Below are 20,869 nucleotides of genomic sequence, written 5' to 3' on the forward strand. Positions count from 1 at the left end.
AGAATTTTAGCTAAAATAACAGCTTTAACTTTGGTTCAATTCATCAATAGATTTATTTTTGAAAGACCAATAAACAATATTAAAACACAAATAGTTTAATTACACCCAACGGGTTATATAAATATGTCAACATTCAATTTCAATAAATGGAATACAATTACTGGTTGGTGCGCATTTGCAATCGCATTAATAACATATACACTTACTGTTGAACCTACAATGAGTTTTTGGGATTGCGGCGAATACATTGCCACTTCAGCAAAACTTCAGGTCGGACACCCTCCAGGGGCTCCATTGTTCCAAATGATTGGTGCTTTTTTCGCAATGTTTGCAATGGATGATAAACATATCGCCCTGATGGTAAATATGATGTCTGTTTTTTCGAGTGCATTTACAATTTTATTTATGTTTTGGTCATCATCGATGATTTTGAAAAAAATAATTTCGCAGTATTCTGAAATAAATAAAAATAATTCTATTGTAATTCTTGGCAGTTCTTTTGTGGGCGCTTTGGCTTATACTTTCTCTGACAGTTTTTGGGCTAGTGCCGTTGAAGCCGAAGTTTATGCAATGGCTTCCTTGTTTATAGCTTTGCTTTTTTGGTTGGGTTTACGTTGGGAGCAAGATATGGATTCGCCTAGAGGCAATCGATGGCTACTAATTATTTCACTAGTGATTGGACTTACATTTGGTGTACATTTCATGGCATTGTTAGCCATTCCTGCCATTGGTTTTCTTTATTTTTTCAAACATTATAAAGTAGTTACCATTAAAAATTTCTTGATTGCCAATGTTGTCGTTGTAGCCATTTTGTTGTTTATTTTCAAACTACTGTTGCCTTTGACGATGGCTTTCTTTGGTAAAACCGAAGTTTTTATGGTCAATAGTTTAGGGTTGCCTTTTGACTCGGGGACAATTTTTGTCGTTTTACTTTTTATTGCTTTCTTTTATTTTGGTTTAAAATACACTCACAATAAAGGATATGTGCATTTCAATACCTTAATTTTATGCATTTTATTTATATTAATAGGTTTTTCAACCTGGATGATGTTGCCTATTCGTGCCAATGCAAATACAGTAATTAATGAAAATAAACCTTCGGATGCTCGAGAAGTTTTGGCTTACTATAATAGAGAGCAATACGGTTCAAATCCATTGTTTTATGGCCCTCAATATACTGAAGCTTTTGCAGGGCTAGACAAAAACAATCCTTATTTAGATAAAGCCCCTAACTACGAAAGGGATTATAAAACCGGGAAATATGTTATTGTAAATAATTTCAAAAATGCGGAACAAAATAGTGATGATGCACAAAAAACTATTTTGCCTCGATTATGGAGCAGCGAAAACATTGAGAATTACATCAACTTTACAAATCCACCTCAGTTTAGAATAAATCCTGACTATGCCTATGAAGAGGATTTGCCAAAATACGGAATCGATCCAAGCACCTTATCCGAAGAAGACTTAAATAAAGCTGTGGCTCAGTTGAGGAATGAAACAGAAAAAACTGTGACAGAATTCAGAAAAGCCTATGCTCAAAAACAAATTGATAATGATGGTTATGTAAAATTCTTAAAAAGTTATGGCGATTATTTAATTGTAGATAAACCCTCAACTATCGATAACTTAAAATTTATGGTTGAATTCCAATTTGGCTATATGTATTTTAGGTATTTAATGTGGAATTTTGTTGGCCGCCAAAACGATGTTCAGGGAAGATACGACTATCAAGACGGAAACTGGCTTAGCGGCATTCCATTTATAGATGAATTACATTTAGGTCCCCAACAAAACTTACCTTCGGATGTGTTGAATAATAAAGGGCGCAATGTATATTTCTTTTTACCTCTTATATTAGGCCTTATAGGTATAATGTATCACGCCAGCCGAGATCGAAAAAGCTTTTATGTGCTTTTAGTCTTGTTCTTGTTTTTGGGAATAGCATTGAAAATCTACCTCAACGAAAGACCTTTTGAACCTCGAGAAAGAGATTATGCATTGGTAGGTTCATTTTATGTATTTGCCATTTGGATAGGCTTTGGAGTATATTCATTGTATGAAAGCATACAAAAAAATTTAGCTCCAAAAATAGCCGGACCCATAATTATTGCGGCGAGTTTACTGGCAGTTCCTGTTCTTATGGCCTGCCAAAACTGGGATGATCACGATCGTTCAGGAAAATATACTGCAACAGCATTGGCGAAAGCCTATTTAAATTCCTGCGATTCAAATGCTATTTTATTTACCATTGGAGACAACGACACATTTCCTCTTTGGTATGCCCAAGAAATCGAGCATGTTCGAACAGATGTTAAGATTGTAAATACAAGTCTTTTTATGACAGATTGGTATATTGACCAAATGAAAACCAAAACTTACGAGTCAAATCCGTTGCCTATTTCATTTACTCACGACGAATACGTGGGTGACAAATTGGATTATGTAGCGCATATCCAAAAAGTAGACAGTCGTTGGGATATAAAAGATTTTATCAATTTTATTAAAAATCCAAAATCTACTGTTGAAATGCAAAATGGACAAACGATTCATTTTTATCCAACAAATAAAATCAGAATTCCTATTGACAAAAACAGCATCATCCAAAACAAAGTTGTGGCTGCAAAATTCAAAGACTCCATTGTGCCTTATATTGACATTGACATCAAAGGGAATGCAATATATAAAAACAGGTTAATGATGCTTGATATTGTAGCTAATAACAATTGGAAAAGACCTATTTATTTTAGCCCTGGTGCGTTTGAAGACGAAGATTATTTGTGGATGAAAAACTATCTTCAATTAGAAGGAACGGTTTATAAATTAGTCCCAATAAAAACAAAGGTCGAAAAAGACGGAAACCCAATGGATATGGGAGATATTGATGCGGATAAAATGTATTCTATTGTAATGAAATGGGATTGGGGCAATAGTGACGGAAATATTTATCACGACCCTGAAACAAGAAAAAACAGCATTTCTTATCGTTCAGTTTTGTCAAGATTAATGGATAAGCTCATTGCCGAAGGGAAAATGGACAAAGCTAAAAACGTGATTGACCTAGCTATGACAAAAATGCCTTTGGAAAAATTTGGTTATTACTCCATGGTAGAGCCTTTTGCCAAAGGATATTATGAAGTGGGCGAAGCGGCAAAAGCTCGTCAACTTTTGGATAAATTAATACTAAAATACAAAGAAAATCTAAATTACTATGGCAATTTAAGTTCTTCGGAACAGGTCGAAATAGCCGTAGACATCATCACTGATATTGAGCGTTACAGAAGTTTATTGCAAGTTATGAAGGAAAGCGGGGATATTCAATTTTATAATAAAAATAGACCTGCTTTTAATACCTATATTAAAATATTTGCTCGTTTTGGACGTGAAAAAGAATAATAAATTTTAAAAAATTGAGAGTTAAAAAATGTAGCGAAATTGAAAAATACCGCTACATTTTTTATTTCATTTAATAAAAATGGGAATGATGAAGTTCTATTGGATAAAAACAAATCTTCTTATTAAAAAACTATTCAGCAATTATGTATGGGACATTCCCAATACAGAAAACAAAATCTATCTCACTTTTGATGATGGCCCAATACCTGAAATTACGGAATGGGTGCTGCAAGAGTTGAAAAAACACAATGCCAAAGCGACTTTTTTTTGCATTGGAAATAACGTCGAAAAATATCCGAATATTTTTTTAAAGCTAATTAATGAAGGGCATTCTATAGGAAACCATACTTTTAATCATTTGAATGGCTGGAAAACTTCAACTGAAGAATATTTAGAAAATTCTAACCGTTGTGAAACTGCAATCTGTAATCTCCAAACTGCAAACTGCAAACTGTTCCGTCCGCCTTATGGGAAAATTAAAGCCTTACAAGCCAAAAAACTGCGACAATTAGGGTACAAAATAATTATGTGGGATGTTTTAAGTGCTGATTATGACACTTCCATTTCCAAAGAAAAATGTTTGGAAAATGTATTAAATAATGTGGAATCTGGAAGCATAATCGTTTTTCACGACAGTGTAAAGGCTTTTCCTAATTTGGAATATACTTTACCAAAAGTCTTGAAAATTTTAACAGAAAAGGGATTTGTGTTTGAAGCAATAAATTGAAATTGCTTGCTAAAACGGCGATTAAAGATACTCTTGAACCAGACCAATTATAGTATTAGCATCTAATTCTCCAGATTGTCTCCAGATCATTTGACCTTCTTTGTAAATCATTAAAGTAGGAAGCCCTTTGATCCGTAAAGCATCAGCTAGTTCCTGATTCTTATCAACATCAATTTTTATTACTTTTGCCTTATCACCCAAAGCTGCCGCAACATCTCTTATTACTGGATGCATCGAAACTGATGATTCGTTCCAATCTGTGTAAAAGTCAATCAACACAGGTACTTGCGTGCTTATAAGTTCTCCAAATTTTGACATAAAACCAACGAATTTAATTTTCTAAATCTATTGAAAAGAGTTGTTTATTTTACAAATGTAGCATTTTAAACGAATTAAGCCACATTCTTGCCTTTTTTTAGTTCAATGACTGTGATCTCAGGCATAATTCCCACTCTACCAGAATAGGCGTGAAAGCCAAAACCTCGGTTCACATATATATATCTTCCCACGTTTTCATACAAACCAGCCCAATGTTTATATACGTATTGAATTGGACTCCACTTAATAACTCCTGGAATTTCTATACCAAACTGAAATCCGTGAGTGTGACCTGAAAGCGTAAGTTGAAAATGTTTTGGGTGATTTTGTATTTCACAATCCCAATGACTTGGATCATGACTCATTAGAATTTTAAAATCTTCTTTTGCCAAATTGGCAGAAGCCAAATTAATGTCTCCAGCTTTCTTAAAATTAGTTCCCCAATTCTCAACTCCAATTAATGCGATTTTGTCTGTGCCCTTTTCAATAAAAGTATGTTCATTCAGCATCAAATTGAAATCAATTTGCCCATATAAATTCTTAATGGCTTGAAAATTTTCTTCTTTTGCAGCTTCTGACGGCCAAGTAACATACTCTCCATAATCATGATTTCCTAAAACCGAATATTTTCCGTACTCGTGTTTCTTGATTCTTTTAAAAGTGTCAATCCAAGGATTCATTTCTTTGGCATCAGTATTTACAATATCACCGGTAAACAAAATCATATCTGAATTTTGTGCATTAACCAAGTCTATGGCATAATTTATTTTTTCCGGATTATCAAAGCTTCCGCTATGGACATCAGATATTTGCGTAATGGTAAAGCCGTCAAAAGCATCCGGCAAATCAGGAAAAAATATACGTTGTTTGATTACTCGATAGTTATATTTTCCAATTGTCACTCCATATATTAAGGACAAAAATGGTACTGCTGCTATTCCTAATCCAATCTGACTGACAAATTTTCGCCTTGAAGCAAGAAAATTAATACTGTCATTATAATTTGAAAAATAATTTACAGTGCCAGTGCCAATTCGAAAAATATCTTCTCCAAAAAGCACTAAGGTCAATATAATTTTGGGAAGATATATTAGGAGAGCTAAACCCATCGTACGCATCGTTTGACTGGTTTGTCCTATCGAACGGTCAAATTGCGTGAATGAATAAATAATAAATGCCAAAATAATTGCGCTTACTACTTGATAAGAAACCAAAATAAATCTAGTTTTGATTAAGGTTTTAAATGCTTGAAAAGCATAAAACTCAATAATAACAAGGATAAGACACAATACTAATATGCGTATAATCATCAGAATATAAATTTTGTGCAAAATAACAAATTAATTAGGTGAAACGAATTTTAATTAATTGAAATTTAACTAAAACCATACCAAAATTATTTTAAATTTCAAAAAAAAAGCTGATAAATTCCTTTATCAGCCTTTATTTAAAAAACTATTATTTTCCCAACCTGTTTTTATAATTAATCTGAAAAATAAATTAATTGTTTTTTAGCTTTTGGAACTTACATTTTTTTTGCTGATTTCGCTTTCATAGCATCTGTTTTCATAGCATCTGTTTTCATAGCATCTGCTTTTTTGTCCATTTTAGCTTTTTTCGCTTTAGGCTGTTTTACTTCTTTTGCCGGAGCAGTTTTTGCTGGAGCAGTTTGAGTTTGAGTTTGTGCATTTACCATAGCAGTAGTTCCCAATAGAACTGCTACTAACATCATTACTTTTTTCATAATTCTAATTTTAATAATTTATATTTGATTATTTTATAGACCAAATGTAAAATGGCTAAATGAAGATTAAATGAAGTTTTGGCGATGTCAAAAACTTTAACTTTTAATTAAGTTTACGGCTATTGGAAAGTAGCAACGTAAAAGTCGTGCCTTCGTTAGGAACAGAAGTCACTTCTATGTCAATATGATGAAAATGGGCAATACTGTTAACAATTGCTAGTCCCAGACCTTGCCCTTCCTGATCAGAATTAATTCGGGTAAATCTATTAAATATCTGACTGGCTTGGGATTCATTCATTCCAATCCCAGTATCTGAAATAGACAAATAATATTTTTCTTTTAAAAATCTGTCACTAACGGTAATATTGCCATTTTTACGGTTGTATTTGACGGCATTGACCATTAAATTATACAAAAGGATGTGAATTAAAGTTTTGTTTCCAATAAACGGGAAATTATGCTGTAGATTTATACTTATCGTTAATCCTTTTTCATCCATACGATCTTTCAAATCTTCATGCAGATTATTAAGTAACTCCTTCAAATCTATAGTTTCATTTGCCTCATATTGATTATTTTCAATTCTTGAAATCAGTAAAAGATTGTTAATGACTTTTTTGAGCATATCGAGTGTTTTCAATGAACTTGCAATTTTATCAATGGCATTATCATCTAAAGAATTGTTTTGAAGCAGATTTTCGAACTTATTTTTCAATAATGCAATTGGAGTCAATAATTCGTGCGAAACATTGGCAATAAATTGCCTTTCCTTATTGAAAAGTTCGCTGATTCTATCCATCATTTGATTTAGAACCGCATCTAATTCCTGAAAATCTGTTGAATGCGAATTTATTGGAGTATGATCGAAAGTATCGGGTTCATTGACACGGCGAATTTTAGTATCGATGATTTTATTAAATGGCTTCAATAAATATTCGATGTAAAAAGTATCCATTAAAAAAGTGACTGCCAAAATAATGAATAAAACAATCAGGATAAAAAACCGAATGGTGAATGTAAGTTCTTTAATCTCACTCAAACTATTCCCTATTTCTAGGCGATAAGCCTTTTTTTCATAAATGAAATCATACTGTAAAATCATATAATCATTTCGCTCCTCTTCAATAATTCGAGGTTCTGTTATGAAAATTGTTTCATGTATCAATGCTTTTTTAGGCAATCTTGTCAGTTGTAGAAACTCACTATGTAAGGTCGAAAAACTGGAATACGTTTCGGTAGCATCATTCCTGATAATGAAATCATTGATTTCTTGCTTATCTAAGTTACAAATAAACTTTTCTTTCTTTTCCAATAAGCTTTTGTTGATGTGCTTATACACCACCTTTTCAATCAAAACGGGCAACATCAACCACAATATTAAAATCACTAACAATCGAGTCAGAGCATTAAAAATAGAAAGTTGGTGTTTAATTTTCAAAGCAACTTATTTATACATTAATTCTGTAACCAACATTTCTAACGGTTTCAAACCATTCTAACGAAGTATGTTTGTCTAATTTCTTGCGAAGATTTCGAACATGAACATCAATAAAATTTGAATCTGAATTAACTTCCAGAATATCACCCCAAATGTGTTCCGTCAATTGCAATCGCGTAATCACACGGTTTTTATTCAATGCTAAATATTGGAAAATATCAAATTCTTTTTTGGTCAGATTGATAGGGATTTTATTATAACTTACTTTGTAATCCTGCAATTGCAAATTAAAACCGTGAATGTTCAGATCATTAACCGTAAAACCGTGAATTCGCCTTATTATAGCATACAAACGTGCTCCCAATTCGGTTAAAGCAAAAGGTTTGGTCAAGTAATCATCAGCGCCAAGTTGCAGTCCATTAATTCTATCATCGAGTTCGCCACGAGCCGTAATGATAATTACAGCCATTTTCGATTGTGTTTTCCTTACCATTTTCAAAACATCAAAGCCGCTTCCGTCAGGCAAACCCAAATCAAGAAGCAAGACATCAAAATCATTGCTGTTAATCTCTTCCAATGCCTTAGAGCAACTGTTTGCCCATTTGCACACATAGCCATTTTTTGAAAGGTAATCAATCACCTCATTGGCTAATTCCTTAAAGTCTTCGACGACGAGAATATTCATAAATAGATTTTAATAAAAACAACAATTCAAAGAAACAAATTAAGTTGATACAACGTTTTTAATTATCAAAACATTAACTCTTAAATTCATCAAAAAAAAGCCGATAAATTTCTTTATCAGCTTTCTTAATAAACGCTTTTTTCTGGCAGTTTTTATGTTTGATTGTCTCAAAAAATTGCAATCTAAAAAATAATTATTTTTTAGATTTGGCTGGCTCTGCTTTTTTTGCTGGAGTAGCTTTTACCGGCTCAGCTTTTTTAGCAGGAGTTACTTTTTTGGTCGAAGTAGTTTTTGCTGGCTCTGCTTTTTTAGTTTCAGATTTTGCCATTGTCTGTTGCTTTACTTCTTTTTTAGTCTCTTTTTTCGCAGGTTCAACTTGAGCATTCATCATTACTGTTGTTCCTAACAATAGCGCAATTAACATCAAAAAATTTTTCATGATTTTTAATTTAAGTTAATATATTGATTTTTAATATGTTAAAGATAATGAATTTAAAATAATTTTTGGATAATTTTTAAAAAAAATAGCTCTTGAACGAAGCAAAAAAGCTTATAAATTTTATTACCCGCTTTTAAATAACTTGCTTTGTTTGCTTTGTTTGCAAACTCACAATAATTTGTCGCTCAATTTCATAAGGGCAAAACCAAAGGCTTCGTTATTTTTTTGCTTTTGCAGCGTTGGCCTTTTTCTCTGCTTTAGCTGCTTTTTTCTCGGCTTTCGCCTCTTTTTTCTCCTCTTTTGTTTTGTGTTTAGAAGTTGTAACTTCTTTTGCCAGAGTGATTTTTGATGGTTCTGTTCTTGCGTTTACCATCACACTTGTTCCTAAAATTACTGCGATTAACATCAATACTTTTTTACTCAAGTTTTGCAGTTTGTTTTTTTTGTTTTCGTGAATTTGTGATTCCATAATTTCTAAAATTTAAATTAATAATTTGTTATTTATAAGTCAAAAGTATATCCGTAAAATGAAGACCAAATGAAGATTGACTGGATCAAAGAAAGTTTAACCATTCATTAACTTTTTGGACTATAGAAACAAAAAATTTAATGAAAATGAAAAGACTTTTTAAAACCCAATTGCTTATTTTTACAAACTAATTTTTTATTATGTCAGCTCAAAAACGTCTTTTCCTTCTCGATGCATACGCTTTAATCTTCCGTGGTTACTATGCTTTTATAAAAAATCCTCGAATTAATTCCAAAGGAATGGACACTTCTGCCATTATGGGTTTTATGAATTCCCTGATGGATGTTATCAAACGCGAAAAACCAGACCATTTGGCCGTGGCGTTTGACAATGGCGGGAGCCAGTTGAGAAACGAAATATTTCCCGAATACAAAGCACACCGTGATGCTACACCCGAAGCCATAAAAATTGCCATTCCTTATATCCAAAAATTATTGCAAGCGATGCATATTCCAATTATTGAAGTCAAAGGTTATGAAGCAGATGATTTAATTGGAACCATTGCCAAACAAGCCGAAAAACAGAATTACAAAGTCTTTATGGTCACGCCAGACAAGGATTTTGCACAACTGGTTTCGGAAAACATTTTTATGTATAAACCAGCTCGAATGGGCAACGGAATAGAAATTTGGGGAGTTCCCGAAGTGTTGCAAAAATTCGAAATCGAACGTCCGGATCAAGTGATTGACTACCTCGGAATGATGGGCGATACTGCCGATAATATTCCAGGTTTTCCAGGCGTTGGTGAAGTTACCGCCAAGAAATTATTAAAGGAATTTGGCACAATGGAAAATCTTTTGGCCAATACCGACAAGCTGAAAGGCAAAATGAAGGAAAACATCGAAGCCAACAAAGAAAAAGGATTATTATCCAAAACCTTAGCAACAATTCTATTGGATTGCCCGGTAGTTTTTGATGAAACCGATTATGAATTATCAACGCCAGATGTCGACAAAACCGATGCACTTTTCAACGAACTCGAATTTCGAAGAATGGCAGAACAATTTGATGCTATATTCAGAAAAGGCGGAACTACAACGACAAATTCTCCAGTAGAAGATGCCAAATTATATAAAAAAACTCAACCCAAAAGCGAAGAACAATTCGATCTTTTTGGCAGCACGCTCCACGACGAAACTACAGATGAAACGCGTCATCAATATTACAATTCATTAGAAAATACTAAACATTCTTATCAGATTATCCAAGGAGATCTAGGTGTGAAATTGCTGTTACAAAATCTACAAAATCAACCTTCGGTTTGTTTTGATACTGAAACTACAGGTCTTGATGCTTTGCACGCAGAATTAGTTGGGATTTCGTTTTCTTTCGAAAAAGGAAAAGGATTTTACGTTCCGTTTCCGGAAAATCAGGAAGAGGCCCAAGTTTTAATTAACAAATTCGTTCCGTTTTTTGAAAATAAGAATATCGAAAAAATTGGACAAAATTTAAAATACGACTTAAAAATTCTTTCCAATTATAATATTAAGGTAGAAGGAAAATTATTCGACACAATGATTGCTCACTATCTCATTAACCCGGATATGCGTCATAATATGGATATTTTATCGGAAACCTATTTAAAATATTCTCCAAAATCTATTGAAGATTTGATAGGCAAAAAAGGCAAAAACCAGAAATCGATGCGCGACATCGAATTGGAAGAAATCAAGGAATATGCCGTTGAAGATGCCGATGTAACTTTGCAACTAAAAGAGATTTTCACATTGGAATTAGACAAAACGGGGACCAAAAAACTTTTTGAAGAAATTGAAATTCCATTAGTAAAAGTACTTGCCGATATGGAAAAAGAAGGTATTCGAGTGGATGTAGATTTTCTGAAATCATTGTCGAAAGAACTAGGCAATGATATTAAATCATTGGAAAAATCCATTTATGAAACCGCTGGACATTCTTTCAATTTGGCTTCTCCAAAACAATTAGGAGAAGTTTTATTTGACAAACTGAAAATTGGCGGAGCCAAACAAAAGAAAACAAAAACCGGACAATACGCTACTGGCGAAGAAATTTTAAGCTATTTGGCAGTTGATTATCCAATTGTAAAAGAAATTCTCGATTGGAGGCAACTGATAAAACTGCAAAATACTTATGTTGATGCATTACCGAATCAGGTTGACAAAATCACGAATCGAATCCATACCGATTATATGCAAACTGTTGCTGCGACTGGTCGTTTGAGTTCCAATAATCCAAACTTGCAGAATATTCCGATTCGCACCGAGCGTGGTCGTCAAATCAGGAAAGCGTTTGTTGCCCGTGACGAAAATTATACCTTGGTTTCTGCGGATTATTCCCAAATAGAATTGCGAATTATTGCGGCTTTATCTGGCGAAGAGAATATGATTGCTGCTTTTAAAAACCACGAAGACATTCACAAATCGACTGCATCAAAAGTATTTAATGTTCCTTTAGAAGAAGTTACCCGAGAACAAAGAAGTCACGCCAAAACGGTGAATTTCGGGATTATTTATGGTGTTTCAGCATTTGGATTGAGCAACCAAACTTCCTTGTCAAGAAGCGAAAGTGCCGCTTTGATTGAAGCCTATTACAAAACGTATCCAAGACTGAAAACCTACATTCAAGAACAAATAGAAAGCGCCCGTGAGAATGGTTATGTGCAAACTATTCTTGGTCGTCGCCGTTACCTAAAAGATATTAATTCACAAAACGCAATTGTGCGTGGCGGAGCCGAACGAAATGCCGTAAACGCACCAATACAAGGAAGTGCCGCCGATATCATTAAAATTGCGATGATTAATATTCACAAGAAACTAATTTCAGAAAACTGGAAATCGAAAATGTTGTTACAAGTTCACGATGAACTTGTGTTTGATGTACACAACTCGGAATTGGAAAGAATTCAACCGATGATTAAACATGAAATGGAAAATGCATTTATAATGGATGTGCCTTTAGATGTTGAAATAGGTGCTGGGAAAGATTGGCTGGAGGCGCACTAAAAAGTGGTCAATGTTCAGTCAAAGTTGGCAGATTAAGATTTTTTCTTGACTTTCTGTGATGACTAATTTAACACTTCCAGAATTACTCTTGGTGTAATTATCCTTTTAGATTATTTCTTAAAAGAACTTTAACTACAACTTTCTAGTCGATTCTCTTTCTCTCAATTGCGTTTTGATAACTACCGTTTCATAAGGAAGATTTTCTTCTTTAGATTCTAATCTGTTGATTAATAATTTTGCAGCTTCTTCACCTATTTCTACACCATATTGACTTACGGTGGTAAGGCTTGGAGACAGTCTTCTGGAAGCAAGAATTCCATCGGCAAAACCAATAATAGATAATTCTTCAGGAATTTTATAGCCTTTTTTAATACCAATTCTCAATGCGGCAACGGAGTCATTTTCGTCCAAGGCAAAAATTCCGTCAATGGTATTGTTGTCAAGATTTTTTTCGATTTTTTCTTTTAAATCATCCTCTGAATCGGTTCTAAGAATCAAATTCTGATTTATTGGAATGTTATTATTTTTTAGAGCTTGCAAATATCCTTCGACTCTTAATTTTCCAACACTTAGATTATCAACTGAAGAAAACAAGGCGATATTCTTGCATCCAATATTTATTAAATGTTGAGTAGCATTTAAGGCCGAATCGAAATCGTCAACAACAACTTTGTCACAAGAGACTTCTTCTGCAATACGATCAAACATAACAATTGGAATACCTTCATTTATAATGTCTTTAAAGTGATTGTATTCGTGTAATTTTTGAGCTTCCTCTGAAATAGATAGAATAAAACCGTCAATAGTCCCATTACTCAACATTTCTAAGGTGTGCACTTCTTTCTCCAATGATTCGTTAGAAATACACATTATAACATTATATCCTTTTTCATCTGCAATTTTTTCTATACCGCTAAATACTTTGGCAAAAAAAGAATTCAGAATATTTGGAATGATAACACCAATATTTTTTGTTTTTCTGTTTTTGAGGTTCAGACCAATAACATTTGGTTTATAGTTTTTGAGTTTAGCGTATTCTTTTATTCTGGTTTTTGTTTGCTCACTAATTTCAGGACTATCATTAAGTGCTTTTGAAACTGTAGAAACAGAAACATTAAGTTCTTTGGCAATTTGTTTTAGAGTTGCTTTAGCTTTCATAAGTCAATAATTTATTATCATTTATTTTGATTATGAAGAACTCTCGTTTGAGGATAAGCTTCATATTTTTTTATTCAAAAAAACTCTTTTACAAAATAAACCGTTTTTAAAAAGTGGAAATTACAATTTTTTTTTGAATTAAGGCATTGCAAATATAGAAACTCTAAATTGAACTACAATTCAATAAAAAACAAATGTATTTAGATTCAAATATTTATTTGATTATCAGTATAAAAAGGAACTTAAAATAAATTTTTAAGACAATTTGTATTTCAAAAAAATAATTGTACTTTTGCACTCCCTTTATTGGGAATGGAATGTTTAATTAAAATAAATTATTGTGAACGCATTAAGCTACAAAACAGTATCGACAAGCAAAGCAACCGTATCCAAAGAATGGATTGTGGTAGACGCTGACGGTCATAACTTAGGTCGTCTTGCATCAAAGGTCGCCATGATCCTTAGAGGCAAGTACAAACCAAGTTATACCCCACACGTGGACTGTGGAGATAACGTAATTGTTATCAACTCAGAAAAAATCAACCTTACAGGTAACAAAATGGACGAAAAAACATACGTTCGTCACACTGGTTATCCTGGAGGACAAAGAACTTTAACTGCTAAAGTATTACAGGCAAAAAACCCTGCATTATTAGTAGAAAAAGCAGTAAAAGGAATGTTACCTAAAAACAAATTGGGAGCAGAACTTTTCAGAAATTTAAATGTTGTTGTAGGATCAGAGCACAAACAAGGCGCTCAAAAACCTAGAACTGTTAACCTTAACGATCTTAAGTAATGGGAGTAATTCACAAAATCGGTAGAAGAAAAACCGCTGTTGCACGTGTATATGTTTCAGAAGGAACAGGAGTTATCACTGTAAACAAAAAACCATTCGCAACTTATTTCCCAACTGCAACTTTACAATACAAAGTTTTACAACCTATGTCTATGACAGAAAACGTAACTAACTACGATGTAAAAGTGAACGTTTACGGAGGTGGTTCAACTGGTCAGGCAGAAGCTGTAAGAATGGCTTTGGCAAGAGTAATGTGTGAAGTTGGCGAAGGAAACAGAGCTATCTTAAAACCAGAAGGTTTATTAACAAGAGATCCAAGAATGGTTGAACGTAAGAAATTCGGTCAGAAAAAAGCTCGTAAGAGATTCCAATTCTCTAAACGTTAATATTGCCTGTCTTGTGCATTTCGTGCAAGACTCATTGATAATTAAATTTAAAAACAATGTTGTTGTTGCTCGCTGAGGCGAGAATTAGTTTAGCATCTAAATGAAACCAAATTGAAAGATTGAAAAATTAAAAGATTAAAAAATTAGAAAACGAATCTTTAAATCTTTAAATAATTGAATCTTTAAATTTAAAAGGGACATTGCTAATCAACAGAACGTAAACTAAACAAAAAATGTCAAACAAAGTAGAAGTAAAAGAATTACTAGAAGCAGGTGTTCACTTTGGACACATGACTAGAAAATGGGATCCAAATATGGCTCCATACATTTATATGGAACGTAATGGAATTCACATTATCAATCTATATAAAACTGCAGCAAAAATTGAAGAAGCTAACGAAGCTTTGAAAAAAATTGCCGCATCAGGTAGAAAAATATTATTCGTAGCTACCAAAAAACAAGCAAAAGATATCGTTGCTGAAAAAGCAAAAGCAGCAAATATGCCTTACATCACTGAAAGATGGCCTGGTGGAATGTTGACTAACTTCGTTACAATCAGAAAAGCTGTTAAAAAGATGGCTACAATTGATAAAATGAAGAAAGACGGAACATTCATGACTCTTTCTAAAAAAGAGCGTTTGCAAGTTGATCGTCTTCGTGCTAAATTAGAGAAAAACTTAGGTTCAATCGCAGATATGTCTAGACTTCCTGCGGCATTGTTCGTAGTAGATATCAAAGCAGAACACATCGCAATAAAAGAAGCTCAAAAATTAAACATTCCAGTTTTTGCTATGGTGGATACAAATTCTGACCCAAGAGAGGTTGAATACGTAATCCCATCAAACGATGATGCTTCTAAATCAATCGATAAAATTTTAACTTTAGTAACTGCTGCAATTGTTGACGGTCTTGCTAACAGAATTTCTGACAAAGAAGGTGACGTCCCAGCTGAAACTACTGAAGCAGTAGCTGCTCCGGTTGCTGTTGCTGAAGAAGTTGCTCCTGTAGCAGATGTTGAAGTTGTTGCTCCAGCCGTTGAAGCTGAAGTGGCTGAGCCTACTGCTGAAGCAGAAGCTCCTGCAACTGAAGAATAAATTAACATAAATTCCAAATTCCAAAAAAAATTAGAAACTAACGAAGTTGCTGATTTAATAAAATTGGGATTTGGAATTTTTTTATATAACCTTAAAAAATAATACAAAATGGCAACAATTACTGCTGCAGACGTAAATAAATTAAGAACAATCACAGGTGCAGGAATGATGGACTGCAAAAAAGCACTTGTAGAATCTGACGGAGATTTTGATTTAGCTATCGAAAACTTACGTAAAAAAGGACAAAAAGTAGCCTCAAATCGTGCTGATAGATTGTCAACTGAAGGTGCAGTTATCGCTGTTGTAAATGCAGACAAAACCGCTGGAGTTATCGTTTCTCTTAACTGTGAAACTGACTTCGTAGGTAAAAATGAATCATTCATAAAACTAGCTCAGGACTTAGCCGATTTAGCATTAAATTTCGAAAGTAAAGAAGCTTTTTTAGCTACTGATTTTGGCGGAATCACTGTTGCCGAAAAGTTAATTGAACAAACTGGAGTTATTGGGGAAAAAATTGAAATTCGTTCTTTTGAAAGATTAGAAGGCGCTTTCATTGGTTCATACATTCACGCAGGAAACAAAATTGCCACTTTAACTGCATTATCTGCAAACATTGCGGGTGCTGATGAAGTAGCAAGAAACGTATCAATGCAAGCTGCTGCTATGGCACCAATTGCTTTGAACGAAGAAGGTGTTGATGCAGACACTATTGCAAAAGAAATCGAAATCGCGAAAGATCTTTTGCGTCAAGAAGGAAAACCAGAAGCTATGTTAGACAATATTGCTAAAGGTAAACTAGCTCGTTTCTTTAAAGACAATACATTGGTAAACCAAGATTATATTAAAGACAACAAAATGAGCGTTGCCGCTTATGTGAAATCTTTGGATAAAGATCTTATCGTTACAGGTTTTAAAAGAGCTGCTTTAGGATAATTTGTTCTAAACTCAAATATAAAATCCCATTTTAATTTTATTTAAAATGGGATTTTTGTTTATAATAATGGCTAAAAATTCTTTAACTCTTCTTTAAACTTGATTCTCTTACTATAACACTTGTATTCAGTTCAATTGTTCTAGGTTTAAATTCCTTTCCTTCTTTTCGACAAATTATTTCTTCAAGTAATAAATTAAAAGCTGTAGCACCCATTTCATAACTCGGCTGGTCAACTGTACTTAACTTTGGTTTGATAACTTGGGACATAAACCAATTGCTAAAGCCAACAAGTGCAATTTGACCTGGTACGGCAATATTATTTTCATTTAAATAGGACAAAACACCTACAGCCACTAAATCTGTGACCGCAAAAATTCCATCAACATCAGGATGATCATTTACAATTTGTTTTGCAAATTCTAACCCTTCATCAAAAGTTACACTTTGGCAAGTATAAACTAATTTAGAATCGAAAGGTATTCCGTTTTTATCAAGTGTTTTTTTATATCCGAGAAAACGATCAATTGCATTTTGTGGATTCTCAGGACCTCTGATATGGGCAATTTTTTTACACCCAATATTTATCAAATGTTGCACAGCTTCAGAGGAAGCCTTTTGATCATTGATAATCACTTTTGAGCTTGGTATTAACTTTGATATTTTATCAAACTGAACAAAAGGTATGCCATTAGAAATTATATTTTTAAAATGATTTTCATAATTTGATTCATTAGACAAAGACATTAAAATCCCATCAACACGTTTGTTTAACAAAAGATTTACCTGCTTTTTTTCAAGTTCCAATGATTCGTTTGATTGAAGAATTATAACCATGTATCCATTTTTATCAGCCTCCTCAATAACACCTTGAATGATATTTGAAAAAAAATGATGCACTACTTCTGGAATTATCAATCCAATAGTTTTAGATTCTTTAGTTCTAAGGTTTACTGCAAAACTATTGGGAGTAAAATTAAGCTGTTCAGCCAAATCCATTACCGCTTTTTTGGTTTTGGGACTTACATCTTTATAATTTTTTAAAGCTTTAGAAACAGTCGTAATAGAAATACCTAAAGTAGCAGCAATTTCTTTAAGAGTGGTTGTTTTCATTAGAATCTAAATAATAGAGCGAATTATTTTTTCCGAAAGTATAGATTTAAATTTAATATCAATCTTTTTTTTATAAAATTTATGAATAAATATGTTCAAAATAAATTTTTTTGTTTTCGTTTCTTTTAAGTTTTTATGATTAAAAAGTATCTAAACTTTTTTTCGAGAGAATTAGAAATATCTCTTTCAAAAAAATCTTAGATTTTATCTTAAAAATTAGTCGTTTATAACAATTAATTTTATTTTAAAAGCATTAAGCAAACTAAGATATAGATATTTTATAGCAATTGTTAAAAAATTGCATTTTGACACAAGAAAATAATTAAATAAAATCAATAACGTTAGAAGAAAAAATATTTTCCTCTAACGTTATTGATTTTTGAAAATTTGCAATGTAAATAACTCTTAAAATATGACCAAATAAGAAATATATAACTGTCACTAAAAAACAAACGCACCTTATTTATGTTAGCCGTTATTATTTAGTGACAGTTTTGTTAAGTCTTATATTTTAATCATTACACAGGAGCCTGATTCAGTTCATTATAGTATTTTTTATTGTGTTTTCCTGCAATCACGAGAGCTCCAGAAATTAACACAAGGTTTTTTATGATATATTGCCCCACCAAAGTTGGACAATAAGGAAAAACATCAAAACAAACAGTTTGAACAATAAATACAGGAAAAAAGGTCACACCCATGTGTAACAGAAGTAAAACTATGGCAATAGGAACTAACCTTTTGAAAAGCAATCCCAATCCAATAATAACTTCACAAATTCCAAGAATGGGAATAAATATTTCAGGCCTAAACCAATAAACTGTTTTTTCGACCAATTCCCCTGCAGGACTCATTCCGAAAACTTTTAGAGCACCAAACCAAATATAGACAATGGAAAGAGAAATTCGCAAAATTAAAATGCTATGTTTTTCTATTGAGTCACTAAAATTAAAATATAAAGTATTGAATGTTTTTATCATACTAAATGTATTTATGATTAATGACTAGTTTTTGGAGCGTTAAAAACAGGTATATTCATTTTTTTATGATGGCTAAAACGATATGTATAACCAAAGTTAATGGAGTAGTCGGCAAAAGCGGCATCCCCTTGCACATGTACAAATTGGCTTGGATCAGTGATTGTTGAGTTGTGCAGATTTTGTTCCGCAATATCGGCAGCACTTTGAATCCTATTTCTAATAAAATTATAAGGAATAAATAAAGTAAATCCATGTTTACCAACATGATACGAAACTCCAGATTCAATGGCAACAACATAACCAGGTCGACGATAAGCAACTTGTCCTCCAAAAACGTCATAGGCAGGAATTCCTTCAAATCGTCCTGCTAAGGAAAAAGTCAGATTGTTCTTCTTATCAACAGCAGCCATAAAACCTGCACGAGCGAAAAATTGATCGGGTGATGCATAAATGTTGTATCCTTCTAATCCGGGTTTAGGAGCAGACTTGAAAGCACCATTAGATTCTTTAGGATTGAACAAATAATAACCGTTCGCAAAACCATAGAGTCTTCTGTATATTTTTTGAAATCCCTGTAATTCAACAGTAAAACCAACTCCTCCATCACCCGGTTGAATGGCTTGATCTACAATGACATCTTTAAAAGTGCCATTAGTTTGGGGTGAATTATATGTTGCATCGTGTTTTCCGGTATTTAATTTAACACCTAGTCCTAACAGCACATTCCCATCATGGGCTTTTTTAGGATCCATCAACCAATAATTTACGCTCAATCTTGCATCAGCAATTCCCCTTGCGTAAATACTGTATCTGTAGGTATTAACTATTGGAGAAATTTGTTTTAAAACCTGAGATCTTTCGTTATTGACATACGGCAAGGTCACATTAAATTGAATGCGATCTGTAAGACCATAGGAAAAATTTAAATCAACTGCATGAGAATAAATGTTAACCGCATTTCCGCGTTCAACACCATTTGCATCAAAACCTCCGCCTGTTGTTTGACGTTGTGGCTGTTCTGTTGTTCCAATAAAATGTCTCCAAGAATGAAAATAGCGATAATTCAAGCCCACTTGAATATCTCCTTTGTTCAAGTTATAGGAATCGGCGGAGCACATACTCAGCCCCCCCATTTGTCTTACGGCAACACACCCTTGGGCAGCAGATTTTTCAGTTTGAAAAGTTAATAAAAGAAATAAAATAAAAGTTAATAGATGTATAGTTGAGTTAGATTGTATGTTTTGATTTTTCATGTTTTATATTTTTTTTAATGCATTATTTAGAATGTTATACTGCGCCATAAGTAGTAGCTCTATTTACAGAAAAATCACTCACTGCTTTAACCAATGCTTTTGAAGAAATTAAATATTAAAGAAATACTGTGCTGCCATCAGTAGGCAGATTATATATATTTCTTTCAATTAATAAAACTTTGATTAGTCATTAATCATCGCAAAAATTCAAATGAATAACTGCACTGTATTTTTAAATACAATTATTTAAATAATAGAAAACAAATAAATGATCCTAATAAGCATATGGCTTTTTAAGACAATTATCGTTTTCTAATTTTTAAAATAAATAAAGCTAAACTAAGTCTGGTGGTGAATCGGCTAGAGATAAATAGCCTGAATTAAGAATTCCTTGTGGATGAAAATCAAATTTTAAAGTGTATTCTTTTGATTTATAGTCAAAGACAAAAGTACTTGAATTGTGTTGAACATAATTTTTTATAACCGATTTAAAAAATTTTTCAATTGGTTTCTTACTTAAAGGAGCATTTTCAAATGAATCGTTATCCACTAATTTTTTTAGATTTATATCAGTGGCGGATTGCTGTTTGATAGGCAAATAATACAAACTAATAATATTATCTTGAATTTTTCTTTTAAAAATGTGATAGACTTTATTATTAATGCTCATATTCTCATTAACATATTCCATCTCGGTATCTTCAGCAAAAGAATATAAAGTTGCATTTAATTTTATTACTTTAAATTCAGAATCAGGAATATTCTGCATCGCAACTACCCATGAATGCTCTTTTTCAAGAGAAAACAATAAATGAACCCCAATAACATTATATAAAAATGTTGTGGTCAATATTAAGAGTAATAATGTAGATGCCTTTCTTTTCATAATTTATTATCTGAC

19 protein-coding genes and 1 pseudogene are annotated in these 20,869 nt (G+C 32.7%); 8 read left to right on the forward strand and 12 right to left on the reverse strand.

Annotated elements, in window-relative coordinates:
• From IR213_RS09530 to IR213_RS09540, 3 genes and pseudogenes are all read left to right on the forward strand, one after another.
• A pseudogene (locus tag IR213_RS09530) lies at nt 1–99 on the forward strand (IS982 family transposase); the annotation flags it as partial.
• A 24-nt stretch (nt 100–123) separates the two neighbouring features.
• The gene (locus tag IR213_RS09535) at nt 124–3,396 is read left to right on the forward strand and encodes a glycosyltransferase family 117 protein (RefSeq protein WP_194312085.1); all 3,273 of its coding nucleotides are present in this window, start codon (nt 124–126) and stop codon (nt 3,394–3,396) included.
• An 88-nt stretch (nt 3,397–3,484) separates the two neighbouring features.
• The gene (locus tag IR213_RS09540; RefSeq protein ID WP_194312135.1) at nt 3,485–4,123 is read left to right on the forward strand and encodes a polysaccharide deacetylase family protein; all 639 of its coding nucleotides are present in this window, start codon (nt 3,485–3,487) and stop codon (nt 4,121–4,123) included.
• A gap of 21 nt (nt 4,124–4,144) precedes the next feature.
• On the opposite strand, the gene IR213_RS09545 is transcribed toward IR213_RS09540, so the two are convergent.
• From IR213_RS09545 to IR213_RS09575, 7 genes are all read right to left on the reverse strand, one after another.
• Entirely contained in the window at nt 4,145–4,441 is a 297-nt protein-coding gene (locus tag IR213_RS09545; RefSeq protein ID WP_194312087.1) for a thioredoxin family protein, read from the reverse strand.
• A gap of 74 nt (nt 4,442–4,515) precedes the next feature.
• Nucleotides 4,516–5,751, reverse strand: coding sequence for a metallophosphoesterase (locus tag IR213_RS09550; RefSeq protein ID WP_194312088.1), 1,236 nt, complete (start codon nt 5,749–5,751; stop codon nt 4,516–4,518).
• A gap of 215 nt (nt 5,752–5,966) precedes the next feature.
• Entirely contained in the window at nt 5,967–6,185 is a 219-nt protein-coding gene (locus tag IR213_RS09555) for a hypothetical protein (protein WP_194312089.1), read from the reverse strand.
• 103 nt (nt 6,186–6,288) lie between these two features.
• Complete coding sequence (locus IR213_RS09560) at nt 6,289–7,623, reverse strand: sensor histidine kinase (RefSeq protein WP_228479150.1); 1,335 nt, start codon at nt 7,621–7,623, stop codon at nt 6,289–6,291.
• A 10-nt stretch (nt 7,624–7,633) separates the two neighbouring features.
• A complete protein-coding gene (locus IR213_RS09565) occupies nt 7,634–8,308 on the reverse strand; it encodes a response regulator transcription factor (protein ID WP_194312090.1) in 675 nt (224 codons plus the stop codon).
• A gap of 193 nt (nt 8,309–8,501) precedes the next feature.
• Complete coding sequence (locus tag IR213_RS09570; protein ID WP_194312091.1) at nt 8,502–8,747, reverse strand: hypothetical protein; 246 nt, start codon at nt 8,745–8,747, stop codon at nt 8,502–8,504.
• Between the two features lie 217 nt (nt 8,748–8,964).
• The gene (locus tag IR213_RS09575) at nt 8,965–9,216 is read right to left on the reverse strand and encodes a hypothetical protein (protein WP_194312093.1); all 252 of its coding nucleotides are present in this window, start codon (nt 9,214–9,216) and stop codon (nt 8,965–8,967) included.
• A 200-nt stretch (nt 9,217–9,416) separates the two neighbouring features.
• Here IR213_RS09575 and polA point away from each other — a divergent pair, with 200 nt between their 5' ends.
• Nucleotides 9,417–12,257 carry a DNA polymerase I gene (polA, locus tag IR213_RS09580; RefSeq protein ID WP_194312094.1) on the forward strand — a complete coding sequence of 947 codons (2,841 nt, stop codon included), beginning with the start codon at nt 9,417–9,419 and terminating at the stop codon, nt 12,255–12,257.
• A 132-nt stretch (nt 12,258–12,389) separates the two neighbouring features.
• Here polA and IR213_RS09585 read toward each other — a convergent pair whose 3' ends face one another.
• The gene (locus IR213_RS09585) at nt 12,390–13,415 is read right to left on the reverse strand and encodes a LacI family DNA-binding transcriptional regulator (RefSeq protein WP_194312096.1); all 1,026 of its coding nucleotides are present in this window, start codon (nt 13,413–13,415) and stop codon (nt 12,390–12,392) included.
• 340 nt (nt 13,416–13,755) lie between these two features.
• Here IR213_RS09585 and rplM point away from each other — a divergent pair, with 340 nt between their 5' ends.
• The 4 genes from rplM to tsf all read left to right on the forward strand — a co-directional run bounded on the left by rplM (nt 13,756) and on the right by tsf (nt 16,624).
• Entirely contained in the window at nt 13,756–14,211 is a 456-nt protein-coding gene (rplM, locus tag IR213_RS09590) for a 50S ribosomal protein L13 (RefSeq protein WP_143391594.1), read from the forward strand.
• Complete coding sequence (rpsI, locus tag IR213_RS09595) at nt 14,211–14,597, forward strand: 30S ribosomal protein S9 (protein WP_143391595.1); 387 nt, start codon at nt 14,211–14,213, stop codon at nt 14,595–14,597. Before rplM ends, rpsI begins: the two co-directional genes overlap by 1 nt.
• A 233-nt stretch (nt 14,598–14,830) precedes the next feature.
• Entirely contained in the window at nt 14,831–15,691 is an 861-nt protein-coding gene (gene rpsB / locus IR213_RS09600; RefSeq protein ID WP_194312097.1) for a 30S ribosomal protein S2, read from the forward strand.
• 108 nt (nt 15,692–15,799) lie between these two features.
• A complete protein-coding gene (gene tsf / locus IR213_RS09605) occupies nt 15,800–16,624 on the forward strand; it encodes a translation elongation factor Ts (RefSeq protein WP_194312098.1) in 825 nt (274 codons plus the stop codon).
• An 82-nt stretch (nt 16,625–16,706) separates the two neighbouring features.
• On the opposite strand, the gene IR213_RS09610 is transcribed toward tsf, so the two are convergent.
• The 4 genes from IR213_RS09610 to IR213_RS09625 all read right to left on the reverse strand — a co-directional run bounded on the left by IR213_RS09610 (nt 16,707) and on the right by IR213_RS09625 (nt 20,854).
• Nucleotides 16,707–17,735, reverse strand: coding sequence for a LacI family DNA-binding transcriptional regulator (locus IR213_RS09610; RefSeq protein WP_194312099.1), 1,029 nt, complete (start codon nt 17,733–17,735; stop codon nt 16,707–16,709).
• A gap of 518 nt (nt 17,736–18,253) precedes the next feature.
• Nucleotides 18,254–18,715: a DoxX family protein gene (locus tag IR213_RS09615; RefSeq protein ID WP_194312100.1), complete on the reverse strand. Its 462-nt coding sequence runs from the start codon at nt 18,713–18,715 to the stop codon at nt 18,254–18,256.
• A gap of 17 nt (nt 18,716–18,732) precedes the next feature.
• Nucleotides 18,733–19,968, reverse strand: a complete 1,236-nt coding sequence (locus tag IR213_RS09620) for a hypothetical protein (RefSeq protein WP_194312101.1) — start codon at nt 19,966–19,968, stop codon at nt 18,733–18,735.
• A gap of 334 nt (nt 19,969–20,302) precedes the next feature.
• On the reverse strand, nt 20,303–20,854 hold the full coding sequence (locus tag IR213_RS09625; RefSeq protein WP_194312102.1) for a hypothetical protein: 552 nt from the start codon (nt 20,852–20,854) through the stop codon (nt 20,303–20,305).
• Nucleotides 20,855–20,869: the final 15 nt, after the last annotated feature.

The sequence above is a fragment of the Flavobacterium soyangense genome (assembly GCF_015277675.1).
GTDB lineage: Bacteria > Bacteroidota > Bacteroidia > Flavobacteriales > Flavobacteriaceae > Flavobacterium > Flavobacterium soyangense.

Excerpts from the sequence above, each read along its gene's own strand:
- IR213_RS09565 (WP_194312090.1), bottom strand. The coding sequence starts at position 8,308 with ATGAATATTCTCGTCGTCGAAGACTTTAAGGAATTAGCCAATGAGGTG.
- IR213_RS09540 (WP_194312135.1), top strand. The coding sequence starts at position 3,485 with ATGAAGTTCTATTGGATAAAAACAAATCTTCTTATTAAAAAACTATTC.
- IR213_RS09535 (WP_194312085.1), top strand. The coding sequence starts at position 124 with ATGTCAACATTCAATTTCAATAAATGGAATACAATTACTGGTTGGTGC.
- IR213_RS09550 (WP_194312088.1), bottom strand. The coding sequence starts at position 5,751 with ATGATTATACGCATATTAGTATTGTGTCTTATCCTTGTTATTATTGAG.
- IR213_RS09610 (WP_194312099.1), bottom strand. The coding sequence starts at position 17,735 with ATGAAAACAACCACTCTTAAAGAAATTGCTGCTACTTTAGGTATTTCT.
- rpsI (WP_143391595.1), top strand. The coding sequence starts at position 14,211 with ATGGGAGTAATTCACAAAATCGGTAGAAGAAAAACCGCTGTTGCACGT.
- IR213_RS09555 (WP_194312089.1), bottom strand. The coding sequence starts at position 6,185 with ATGAAAAAAGTAATGATGTTAGTAGCAGTTCTATTGGGAACTACTGCT.
- IR213_RS09570 (WP_194312091.1), bottom strand. The coding sequence starts at position 8,747 with ATGAAAAATTTTTTGATGTTAATTGCGCTATTGTTAGGAACAACAGTA.
- tsf (WP_194312098.1), top strand. The coding sequence starts at position 15,800 with ATGGCAACAATTACTGCTGCAGACGTAAATAAATTAAGAACAATCACA.
- IR213_RS09545 (WP_194312087.1), bottom strand. The coding sequence starts at position 4,441 with ATGTCAAAATTTGGAGAACTTATAAGCACGCAAGTACCTGTGTTGATT.
- IR213_RS09625 (WP_194312102.1), bottom strand. The coding sequence starts at position 20,854 with ATGAAAAGAAAGGCATCTACATTATTACTCTTAATATTGACCACAACA.
- polA (WP_194312094.1), top strand. The coding sequence starts at position 9,417 with ATGTCAGCTCAAAAACGTCTTTTCCTTCTCGATGCATACGCTTTAATC.
- IR213_RS09620 (WP_194312101.1), bottom strand. The coding sequence starts at position 19,968 with ATGAAAAATCAAAACATACAATCTAACTCAACTATACATCTATTAACT.
- IR213_RS09585 (WP_194312096.1), bottom strand. The coding sequence starts at position 13,415 with ATGAAAGCTAAAGCAACTCTAAAACAAATTGCCAAAGAACTTAATGTT.
- IR213_RS09575 (WP_194312093.1), bottom strand. The coding sequence starts at position 9,216 with ATGGAATCACAAATTCACGAAAACAAAAAAAACAAACTGCAAAACTTG.
- rpsB (WP_194312097.1), top strand. The coding sequence starts at position 14,831 with ATGTCAAACAAAGTAGAAGTAAAAGAATTACTAGAAGCAGGTGTTCAC.
- IR213_RS09615 (WP_194312100.1), bottom strand. The coding sequence starts at position 18,715 with ATGATAAAAACATTCAATACTTTATATTTTAATTTTAGTGACTCAATA.